The 9,114-nt window shown below is 56.4% G+C and carries 12 protein-coding genes and 1 pseudogene; 4 read left to right on the forward strand and 9 right to left on the reverse strand.

All coding sequences use genetic code 11. The features are described 5' to 3' along the window. The first annotated feature begins 194 nt into the window (after positions 1–194). Positions 195–698: a hypothetical protein gene (locus tag QZN75_RS00250; protein WP_292423207.1), complete on the forward strand. Its 504-nt coding sequence runs from the start codon at positions 195–197 to the stop codon at positions 696–698. Between the two features lie 209 nt (positions 699–907). Here QZN75_RS00250 and QZN75_RS00255 read toward each other — a convergent pair whose 3' ends face one another. After that, positions 908–1,138, reverse strand: coding sequence for a hypothetical protein (locus QZN75_RS00255; RefSeq protein ID WP_292423209.1), 231 nt, complete (start codon positions 1,136–1,138; stop codon positions 908–910). 169 nt (positions 1,139–1,307) lie between these two features. Here QZN75_RS00255 and QZN75_RS00260 point away from each other — a divergent pair, with 169 nt between their 5' ends. Further along, positions 1,308–1,814, forward strand: coding sequence for an ATP/GTP-binding protein (locus tag QZN75_RS00260; protein WP_292423212.1), 507 nt, complete (start codon positions 1,308–1,310; stop codon positions 1,812–1,814). Positions 1,815–1,870: 56 nt separating this feature from the next. On the opposite strand, the gene QZN75_RS00265 is transcribed toward QZN75_RS00260, so the two are convergent. The 6 genes from QZN75_RS00265 to QZN75_RS00290 form a co-directional block, all read right to left on the reverse strand. Further along, positions 1,871–2,779, reverse strand: coding sequence for an HD domain-containing protein (locus QZN75_RS00265; RefSeq protein ID WP_292423215.1), 909 nt, complete (start codon positions 2,777–2,779; stop codon positions 1,871–1,873). Between the two features lie 428 nt (positions 2,780–3,207). Then, a complete protein-coding gene (locus QZN75_RS00270) occupies positions 3,208–3,681 on the reverse strand; it encodes a peptidylprolyl isomerase (RefSeq protein ID WP_292423217.1) in 474 nt (157 codons plus the stop codon). A gap of 140 nt (positions 3,682–3,821) precedes the next feature. Next, positions 3,822–4,442 carry a peptidylprolyl isomerase gene (locus tag QZN75_RS00275; protein WP_366652776.1) on the reverse strand — a complete coding sequence of 207 codons (621 nt, stop codon included), beginning with the start codon at positions 4,440–4,442 and terminating at the stop codon, positions 3,822–3,824. Positions 4,443–4,494: 52 nt separating this feature from the next. After that, complete coding sequence (locus tag QZN75_RS00280; RefSeq protein WP_292423220.1) at positions 4,495–4,707, reverse strand: hypothetical protein; 213 nt, start codon at positions 4,705–4,707, stop codon at positions 4,495–4,497. Positions 4,708–4,780: 73 nt separating this feature from the next. After that, positions 4,781–5,956 carry a PLP-dependent aminotransferase family protein gene (locus QZN75_RS00285; protein ID WP_292423221.1) on the reverse strand — a complete coding sequence of 392 codons (1,176 nt, stop codon included), beginning with the start codon at positions 5,954–5,956 and terminating at the stop codon, positions 4,781–4,783. A 417-nt stretch (positions 5,957–6,373) separates the two neighbouring features. After that, a complete protein-coding gene (locus tag QZN75_RS00290; RefSeq protein ID WP_292423222.1) occupies positions 6,374–6,733 on the reverse strand; it encodes a hypothetical protein in 360 nt (119 codons plus the stop codon). 264 nt (positions 6,734–6,997) lie between these two features. On the opposite strand from QZN75_RS00290, the gene QZN75_RS00295 reads away from it, so the two are divergent. Next, entirely contained in the window at positions 6,998–7,438 is a 441-nt protein-coding gene (locus tag QZN75_RS00295; protein ID WP_292423225.1) for a C-GCAxxG-C-C family protein, read from the forward strand. A 41-nt stretch (positions 7,439–7,479) separates the two neighbouring features. Here QZN75_RS00295 and QZN75_RS00300 read toward each other — a convergent pair whose 3' ends face one another. Both QZN75_RS00300 and QZN75_RS00305 read right to left on the reverse strand, forming a co-directional pair. Then, positions 7,480–7,704: a type II toxin-antitoxin system HicB family antitoxin gene (locus QZN75_RS00300; RefSeq protein ID WP_292423229.1), complete on the reverse strand. Its 225-nt coding sequence runs from the start codon at positions 7,702–7,704 to the stop codon at positions 7,480–7,482. Further along, positions 7,682–8,155, reverse strand: a complete 474-nt coding sequence (locus QZN75_RS00305; protein ID WP_292423231.1) for a type IV pilin N-terminal domain-containing protein — start codon at positions 8,153–8,155, stop codon at positions 7,682–7,684. The genes QZN75_RS00300 and QZN75_RS00305 overlap by 23 nt, the downstream gene beginning before the upstream one ends. Before the next feature lie 550 nt (positions 8,156–8,705). Between QZN75_RS00305 and QZN75_RS10030 the strand changes: the two are divergent. Further along, positions 8,706–8,990, forward strand: a pseudogene (locus QZN75_RS10030) (hypothetical protein); the annotation flags it as partial. Positions 8,991–9,114: the final 124 nt, after the last annotated feature.

A 9,114-nucleotide genomic window follows, 5' to 3' on the forward strand; every position in this document is an offset into this window, starting at 1 on the left:
ACTCTCTCCCCTGTTCTCCTTAAAAAATAATTTTATAATCAAAGCCCATCCCCCCCTACATCCCATAGGGATATGTCAAAGGGGCCCCCGAGACAGAACCGAAGTCCGAACAAAAAAGAGCGAAGGTTTGTAACAAACCGTCCGCTCTTCTTCCGGGAAAATCCCGGAAAAAAACAAAAAAGGAGTGATACACGATGGGAGATTTCATCCAGAGCACAGCAGTAAAATCCGCGGTCCGCCCGCTTGCGAACCCGATCGCCGATGTAGCGACATTCAACTCGATTGTCGAGTCGGTCATCAGCACGAACCCGTTCGGCTGCGTGTCCTACGTGACCGCCGGCACGACCCACGGGCCGGTTGAAAAGACCAGGGAATCCTACACCGCAAAGATCGTCTACCAGGACACCGATGCGAAAGTTGTCGGCAGCGAATCCGGTAAGTTCAGCACGGTCGCCGGCTTTAACGCGGGGGCCGCCGCCCTGCTCGCCGATACCGCACTCACCGCGGCCCACGGGGGCACGGCAGCGCGGGACACCGATGCCGAGACCTACTCGGCAACGATCAGGTGCCAGGGCCAGAACGGGGAACTCTACATGGTCACGTTCAGCCGGGACCAGGGCACCCTCTCCTCGTACGAGGACGACGCGATCCGGACCACGGTCGAGATCTGGGCCGACAGCGTCGCAGCACTCGCATAAGGCGATGGCGATGGACAACGAACTTGTCATCACCGGGGCGTTCCTCGGTGCAGGGCTGCTCGCCTACGTGATCATCCCCGGCCTGCTCGTGATGTGGGACCGGGGCCCGGCCACATGGAAGATGCAGGGAACAACCCGAAGTAATGAAAAAAACCGGGCAGGAGAGCGATCCCCTGCTCATTTTTTTATACTAAAAAGATCCGGGAATTTTAGTCTTCTTCTTCCTCGTTCTCCGGCCAGACATACTCATCGCCGGGGGAGTCCGGTGGTTCTTCATAGAGATCCCTCACATTGCGGCAGGGATCTTGGTCCGGATTTTCCTCGTCCCACGGGTCATCGTAGGTCCCGCGCCCGTTCTGCCCCCCGAATCTTTTACCGCCCCGGTTCCCCGCCCGGTCTCTTGTGCTTCTTCCCATCAGGTCGTACTCCCTTCTGCTCATGTACCGGTAATTCAAAAATCAATCCTGTTTTTCTCTATAAAAATTTTCTGGCAGGTTTGAAAAAACCGTTCAGGTCACCACCCGCCAGCACCGCCGCCCCGGCCGGCGACAAAGGCGGGGCCTCTTTACTACCGAAACAGTAAACACCCTTTACCCCCATCGTAGTGTAATGGCAGAAGAAAAGTACAAGATTGTCGTTTTTGGTGCGTTCGGGGCGGGAAAGTCCACATTGATCCAGACGCTCGACCCGCAGGCAAAACATATCGAGGCCGAGTGCGCCGGGGGCTCCACGACCGTCGCACTCGACTACGGCCGGGTGCAGATCGGCGAAAAACGGGTCTACCTGTACGGGACCCCGGGGCAGGAACGGTTCGAGTTCGCCCGGGAGATCATCGGGACAGGCATGGACGGTGCGATCCTGCTCGTGGATGCAACCTCACCGGTGGATGAGTTCATCGATCACCTCTACTGTTCGATTGGAGCCGAGAAGATCCCCTTTGTGATACTCCTCAATAAGTGCGACACGGTCGGCGCACAACCGGATGCGGTAAAAGCGCATTTTAACGGGGTGGAGACAAAGGCGGTGTCGGCAAAGGACCGCCGCGGGGCCCGGGACGCGCTCGAAGGGTTTATCGGTACGCTCCGGCCCCATACCGGCAACAAACCGTCGGCCTGATGAGCGGATCACTGGCGGCCGATCCCCCGGCTGCGGCGGAGCCGGTGCCGCCCGCGTTATTTTTTCCTGCCCGGTGAGGCCCGGGTACTGCCGCTGCTGCCCCGGTGCAGGGGCACAAATTTTGCGCCCTGCATCCGGATCCCGGAAACAATTGTCTTCCCGGCCGCGTGTGCCCCCTCTGTTGTCACCGCGATCACGTCCACCGCGTCCGCAAGCGGCCCGGCCCGCACCTTGGGCGCGAGGATCTCCTGCACCTGGAAGATCCCGGCCGAACTGGACATGTGGATCACAAGCCCGATGGGTTTTTCCACCCCTTTTTTGATCTCAACCTTTTCGATGGCAAGGGCGGAGACCGAGTGGATCGTGATGCTCCCGGATTCAAACGCGACCCGGCCCCGGCCCTTGGTCATGTCAGTCGAGTCCGCGATGCAGACAAGCGCCGCCTCGATGGAAAGCGGCCGTGGTACGCCGTGATGGGTATAGATCGCGGAGAGGATAAACGACCGGATCGCCATGCGCTGTGCGGGGTCGTCGTAGATCGCGGGCAGGAGCCGGTCGAGAATGGGGATCGCAAGGGTCACCCCGAGACCCGCGTGGTCCTCGCGGTGCACCATGTTCCCGAGGTCGTGGCAGAGCATCGCTGTCATCACGACGAGCGCAGCGTCGTCCCGGTCCCCGAATTTCCCGGCGATGATGTCGGGGGTAAACTGCGAGCCGTCCAGCAGATCGAGCATGGCAAGTGCCGATGCGGTCGCAACCTTCGCGTGGGTCCTGCCGTGATCGTTCATCCCCAGTTTTGTCGAAGCAACGTAGTTTGCCATCCGCCAGCTGGCCTGCATCTCGGCATCGTCGGTCAGGAGGTTCCACATCTTTTTTGCCCGGGGCCGGCGGACGAGGTGGCGTTTTATGATCCCCGTGGAATGCGCTTCGAGATCAGGGTCCTGATTGACTGAGGGTTTTTTCATGATGACTGCTTCCTGCTGTACTGTCTGTCAGGCCCGGCACATAGGTGTTCCTTTGGGGGTAAAATGGCAGTGCCCGGTCGTGTGAACCAAAAGAGTATGAGGGCGTGTTTTCCTGAAAAGATCGGTGCGATGAGTGCCGCCGCCCCCGAAGGGACGCCCCCGCGGCGGATCGATGACAAAAACCAATAACCCCCTCACCCCGCCGTGCCCCGGAGGGGCCCTGAGGCGGGGAACCCTCGTATTTTTCAGAATGGAGTGTACGGGTTGAATAAATCTCTTTGAAACCGGTTTTTAGAAAATAAATTCAATCACATTTTCCCGTAATGATCGTTTCTCCCGAACAGCTGCGAACGCATGTACTACGGGTCAGCAGGCCGCTACCAAAACCCGCGAAAAAAAGAATAAACCCGAATCTTTCCCGGGACCACTTACTCTACGACCGCGTGGAGGATCGTGACCTTCTCTTTTGGCCGGTCGTCCGTGTCGGTCTTTGTCTTCCCTATCTTGTCCACAACATCCATGCCTTCTGTGACCTTCCCGAAGACCGGGTGTTTGCCGTCAAGGAAATTGTTGTTGACAAGGTTGATAAAGAACTGCGACCCCCCGGTGTTCGGACCGGCGTTTGCCATCGAGATGGTGCCCCGGTCGTTCCGGTTGTGGTTCGTGAACTCGTCCTTGATCGCGTACCCGGGCCCGCCTCGGCCGGTGCCGGTCGGGTCGCCGCCCTGGAGCATGAACCCGGCGATCACGCGGTGGAAGATGACGCCATCGTAGTAGCCTTTCTTTGCGAGCGTTTCAAAGTTGCCGGCGGTGACCGGCATTTCGGGGTCAAGGGCGATTGTGATCGCCCCCATGTTCGTTTCGAGCCGTACCCGTTGAGCGGGTTCCTGTGCAGGAGTCATATTGCAAGGGAAGTATTTGCTCCCGCGAGAGATATTCTTTGTTTTCGTGCAGGGCAAAGGAGTGCTCCCGTTCCGGGGACTCCCCGACCGGTTCCCGGTGCCCGGGAAAAAGAGGATATGTGTGGCCGGTAACGGACCCCTCACACCATCTCTGCGTGCAGGATTGTCACGTTTTTAAGCGGCCGGTCGTTTGCATCGGTTGTCACCTTCGCAATCGCATCCACCACGTCCATTCCTTCGACCACGGTCCCGAAGACCGGGTGTTTTGCGTCAAGGTAATTGTTGTCCACGAGGTTGATGAAGAACTGCGAACCCCCGGTGCCGGGGCCGGCATTTGCCATCGCGACCGTGCCCCGGTTGTTCCTGTTCGTGGCCGTGAACTCATCAGGGATGGTGTACCCGGGCCCGCCCCTGCCGGTCCCGGTCGGGTCGCCGCCCTGGATCATAAACCCGGGGATGACGCGGTGGAAGATAACCCCGTCATAGTAGCCTTTCTTTACGAGCGTTTCGAAGTTGCCGGCGGTGATCGGCATGTCAGGATCGAGCGCTATAGTGATGTTTCCCATCGTCGTTTCGAGCCGGACGTTGTCCTGCGTGGCAGGGGTTGCGGCCTGCGTCATGCCGGAAGAACCGGTGGTTCCCGGTGTCGTCACGGTCCCAGAAGCGGTCGCGGGAGTCCCTGCCGTCTGCGTGCACCCGGCAGAGAAGAGCAGGGCACACGCGAGCAGGGCGAGGATCACTATCGTTCGTTGCAGCGTCATGGAGTACCCGGTTTGCCCGGTACGAAAAAAAGTTTTTGCAAAAAAGATCCGATCAGGGGGTCTTTGGTGCATCTTCGGGTTTTCGGCCAAAGATGCAGAGTAACCCCGACACGATGACGATGGAGACCACACCGGTCACAATGATCCATCCGCCCCGGGTGGCCGGGGCCACGCAGGCACTCGCTGCCACATCGATCCCGGGGACCGCAACCGTGTTGCCGCTGGAATCCGCTGCCGAATTGTCGATCGGTGCATAGGCGGACATGAACGATCCCCACGGATCGGCAGAGGGTTCCGGGGAAGCGGTCGGGCCCGAGACCGCATCACCGGGCATTTTTTCAGGGACGCCGGTTCACGACACCGGCGAGCCGGTGCATGCCCTCTTTGATCTTCTCCTCGTCGGCATTGGAGAAGTTGAGCCGGATCGTATCGGTGCCGCCGCCATCGACAAAGAACGGCATGCCGGGGAGGACGGCGACCTTCTGCCGGATCCCCTCTTCAAAGACGTTCATCGCGTGCAGGCCGGCGGGGAGCGTCGCGGTAAGGAACATGCCCCCCTCCGGGGTGGTGTGGGAAAGGGCGGGCATCAGGTCGTCGAAGAGGTCGCACATGAGCCGGCACTGCCGGCCGTAGACCGCGACAATCTTCCTGATATGGACATCAAGGTCGTGCGTTGCCAGGTACCGGGCAAGGATCTGCTGGCAGAGGAAGTTGGAGTGCAGGTCGGCGGCCTGCTTTGCGGTGTTGAACGCACTCAGGATCTCCTTTTGGGCATACATCCACCCGATCCGCATGCCCGGCGCGGTGATCTTGGAGAACGATCCGGAGATCACGGACCGGTCGGGGAGGTAATGTTTTACCGGGAGCCGGATTTTGCCGTCAAAGAAGAGTTCCCCAAAGGCATCGTCCTCGTAAAAGATGGTGTCCGTCCCGTCGAGGCACTCCGCGATCTCCCTGCGCCGGTCCTGCGAGTAGGTGCAGCCCGAAGGGTTCTGGGAGTTGGGGATGCCGTAGAAGAATTTTACCGGCGCTTCTTTCATCATTTTTTTAAATGCCGCAGGGTCCGGCCCTTCCCTGTCAAGCGGCACGGCCGCAAAAGTCGGTTCGTAGAGCGAGAACGCCTCGATCGCCCCGAGGTAGCCCGGCCGTTCCATGCCCACGCGGTCGCCGGGGTTTAACAGGATCTTCGCGAAGAGATCGAGGCACTGCTGCGACCCGTTGACGATCTGGATCTCATCTGCTGTAGCCGGGATACCGAACCGCCGGCGGTACCGCGCCGCGATGTACTCCCGCAGCGGCCGGTAGCCATCAGTGGTTGAATACTGCAGGGCGGTCCGGGGATCGGTGGTAAAGACGTCCCGTGCCGCAGCAGCAATCCCTTCCGTATCGATCAGCGCCGACGAGGGAAGCCCGCCGGCAAAGGAGATGATCGCAGGGTCGGCAGAGACCCTGAAGAGTTCCCCGAGAAACGAGGCCGGGGCATGCTGGATCCGCCGGGCAAACTGAAATGTCATGGTACGCCTGCACGTGAAAACTGATGCGTACTGTGTTGGCGTTCACCACTAAAAAATAAGGCGTTTCTTATGAAAATCGAACATTCTGATATGATGGGGAGACTGTTACTCTCCTCCCCATGAGCGATGAGTGCCGCCGCACCTAAAAAGGGGCGCCCTCGCGTCAGATCAGGGACTATAAAATACTACAAAATCTTCGTTGCCCCGCCGGGCCCCTCAAGAGGCCCTGGGGCGGGGAACCCCTCCTGACATTTTTCTCTTCATAATCCTCTGTTGACGGTGAAAAGAGCGAAAATTATGGGTTTTTTATTATTACGTTCTGGCAATACTCTGGTATCGCTGGCAGGCACTAAAAAAAAATGAATGGAATGTACCATTAACGATTGATGAAAAACCCTGGTGGTTTTTCATGCCGTGTTACGGGCTATCCAGAATTACCCGGAGTTTCATCTCGATATGCGGTGAGATCAGGTAATACCCGGGGGTAGATAAGGAACCCGTATTATGGTTGATCGCTTCTTCCAAATCATCTTCCGATATCCCGTGTTTGTCATGGTCTACTATTTCGTGGAAAAACAGTTTTCCCGCACCGGGCATAATCCGGCACAGGGACATTCTGTCATTCTCCGCACGAATGTAATAGTAGGATGATCCGATGAGCGAGCTCTGGTAATCCTGCAATTGCTCCAGGATCTTTTCATATTCCGGAATCGAGGTGTCCGGATTGATGTACCGCGGTAATGGTTCTATACCGCCAATTCTTTTTGCAGTAGGCATATCTCCCTCCCCATTTCCCCAACCTGTACCTGACAGATATGGCTGAGGTACGAAGGCAGTATCATTCCTACACTTATATAATCTTCTATTATAGCGAGATTTGTCATGTGAGACTCGTAACCAGTTTACTCGTAACGATTTTCATAATTATGGTGTAAACCAGATCGGTTTTGCCTGCTTTTTTTACAAGACCCTTGCGGCGGGCCAGAGGGAGGACGGCTCTGCCCGCACACCTTATCTGCCCCGGGAGACAATCCCGGTACTATGACACTGACACGGGCTGACGATGCGGCTGCCTGTTTCACCGGCGGTCTCTCCTGCTCACAGGCAGTCTGCGCCGCATTCGCAGAGGATTTCGGCATCGATCGCGACACGGCGCTCAGGCTCTCCTGCGGGCTTGGCGGCGGGATGGCGCACACGGGGAACACCTGCGGGGCGGTCACCGGTGCGCTCATGGTGATCGGGATGAAGTACGGCCGGACGAAGATCGACGACCTTGCAGCAAAGGAGAAGACCTACGCGGTGGCAAACGAGTTTATCAGCGAATTTTTGCGCCGGAACCATTCGGTCAGCTGCACGGACCTGATCGGCCACAACCTCTCCGATCCAAAAGAGCTGGCGATCGCACGGAAAGACAACCTCTTCCATACAAAATGTACCCGGTTTGTTCGCGATGCCGGGGAAATTCTCGAAAAAATTTTATAAATTTCTGTGGGGGTGATCCCCCTTTTCGTGTGAAAAAGGATTTACGCGGCGTCCGCGACATCGATCCTGATGATCTCGGATGAAAGGGACTGGATTGTGCGGTGCAGGTCGGCCTCCCAGGCCTGCTGCACCTCACCGATCGCCTCCTTAAGCCGGGCGAGCGCTTCTCCTTTGTTCGCACCCTGGCAAACGGGTCCCGGAATCTCAACGCAGCGGGCGGTAAACCCGCCTTCGTCGCTGGGTTCAAGGACGATTGTGTATTGCATGATCCGGAATATTTCGCGGGTGAGTATACAGCCTTTGTTGTCGGCAAAAAGCGCCGCAGACGTTCTTTTTGCGGGCGAAAGTACCTCCGTTTTTGCCCGGCTCTCTGGTCTGGCCGATCAGGCAAAACCCTGGTTTGAGGTATCTGGCATACTGTCCCGTGAGCACCGGGAAGGCCCGTGGTCCGATGAAGTGATCCGGTTGGTAAAAAATGCCGCCGGGTGGAATAACTGTTACAAGTCCGTAACTGAATGTTGCAGCATCCTGGCCACCCTCATATGTGACTATGATCTCGTTTAAACTGGGTTTGGATGCCGTCGCCGCAACTCTTTTGGTCTTCTGGAGGTTTCCTGCCATACTGAATACAAACACAGCGAGAATTGCTGCGAGAATTATCGTGATGGCGACCACCAGAATGACGCCGGTTACCATTGAAGCGGCATCTTTATTCATCTCTGTAGAATACCTGTGCTCATCTCATTTTTCCGAATCTTTTCAGATAAATTATGAGATGGTGACTCACTCTCTCCCCCCCGTGGGGAGGCAGTCTCCTTAATGTACAATCCCCCATCCGGCGCGGTCCCGGAAACGCCCGCAAAATCGTCCGTTTCAACCTGTCTGGAAATGCAGCGATATATTTGCCCCGTTTTCAAAAATAAGCCTGTAATGAGCCCCATATAACACCCATTAGCGGGCCATATTCGCGTTCTGGCAGCGGTCATTTTCCTCACCAACAGAAAACCCATACAGGCCCTGGTTCGGGCCTTAGAAACGCACTATGGGGTCGTTTTAATTCGTCCGATTGGCAAAATAAGGCCAATTTTGGGGTATATTGAAACGGAGCCCGATACGGGCTTCTTTTGGAGTGATCAAAAGGTGAACGGGGCTTAAATCGGGCCCGGATTGTTTCGGGTCGCTGATGGTTCCTGAAAGAAAACGGCGGGACCTGGGGAGAGGGTCATGAAGAGGACGATCAATCAGAGAGGATTATTTCGCCTCTTAAACGGTATTCTCCGTCCTGAAACGAAAGTTTGGGGAATCCCTCAAGGCTCGAAAATACCGACTCCAGGTCAAGGAGATCAAAATCAAGGTGATCCTCTATAACCTCTCACGATTCATGATACCATTCTCTGTTCTAATTCTGGTTGAGGAATTCTACAGAGCCACAAAATCTTCTTTGCCCCGCCGGGCCCCTCAAGAGACCCTGGGGCGGGGAACCCTCCTGATATTTTTCCATCCAATAATTACGTCCCTGTTATATCTGTCTCCAATCTCAAAAAAGCATTGATATCTCAAACCGGGTGGTATAATCTATATAAAGAAATGCAGAACCAAAAATGGTCTTTGACTCGTTTGTTTTGATAACAACATTATCCGGACTTTCAAATTCTCAAGGTTATTCAGCGTATACT

Source organism: Methanoregula sp., from assembly GCF_003170075.1.
GTDB lineage: Archaea > Halobacteriota > Methanomicrobia > Methanomicrobiales > Methanospirillaceae > Methanoregula.

What these genes read in the sequence shown, in the direction of transcription:
- QZN75_RS00250 (WP_292423207.1), top strand. Translation starts at nt 195, where the DNA reads ATGGGAGATTTCATCCAGAGCACAGCAGTAAAATCCGCGGTCCGCCCG.
- QZN75_RS00255 (WP_292423209.1), bottom strand. Translation starts at nt 1,138, where the DNA reads ATGAGCAGAAGGGAGTACGACCTGATGGGAAGAAGCACAAGAGACCGG.
- QZN75_RS00260 (WP_292423212.1), top strand. Translation starts at nt 1,308, where the DNA reads ATGGCAGAAGAAAAGTACAAGATTGTCGTTTTTGGTGCGTTCGGGGCG.
- QZN75_RS00265 (WP_292423215.1), bottom strand. Translation starts at nt 2,779, where the DNA reads ATGAAAAAACCCTCAGTCAATCAGGACCCTGATCTCGAAGCGCATTCC.
- QZN75_RS00270 (WP_292423217.1), bottom strand. Translation starts at nt 3,681, where the DNA reads ATGACTCCTGCACAGGAACCCGCTCAACGGGTACGGCTCGAAACGAAC.
- QZN75_RS00275 (WP_366652776.1), bottom strand. Translation starts at nt 4,442, where the DNA reads ATGACGCTGCAACGAACGATAGTGATCCTCGCCCTGCTCGCGTGTGCC.
- QZN75_RS00280 (WP_292423220.1), bottom strand. Translation starts at nt 4,707, where the DNA reads ATGTCCGCCTATGCACCGATCGACAATTCGGCAGCGGATTCCAGCGGC.
- QZN75_RS00285 (WP_292423221.1), bottom strand. Translation starts at nt 5,956, where the DNA reads ATGACATTTCAGTTTGCCCGGCGGATCCAGCATGCCCCGGCCTCGTTT.
- QZN75_RS00290 (WP_292423222.1), bottom strand. Translation starts at nt 6,733, where the DNA reads ATGCCTACTGCAAAAAGAATTGGCGGTATAGAACCATTACCGCGGTAC.
- QZN75_RS00295 (WP_292423225.1), top strand. Translation starts at nt 6,998, where the DNA reads ATGACACTGACACGGGCTGACGATGCGGCTGCCTGTTTCACCGGCGGT.
- QZN75_RS00300 (WP_292423229.1), bottom strand. Translation starts at nt 7,704, where the DNA reads ATGCAATACACAATCGTCCTTGAACCCAGCGACGAAGGCGGGTTTACC.
- QZN75_RS00305 (WP_292423231.1), bottom strand. Translation starts at nt 8,155, where the DNA reads ATGAATAAAGATGCCGCTTCAATGGTAACCGGCGTCATTCTGGTGGTC.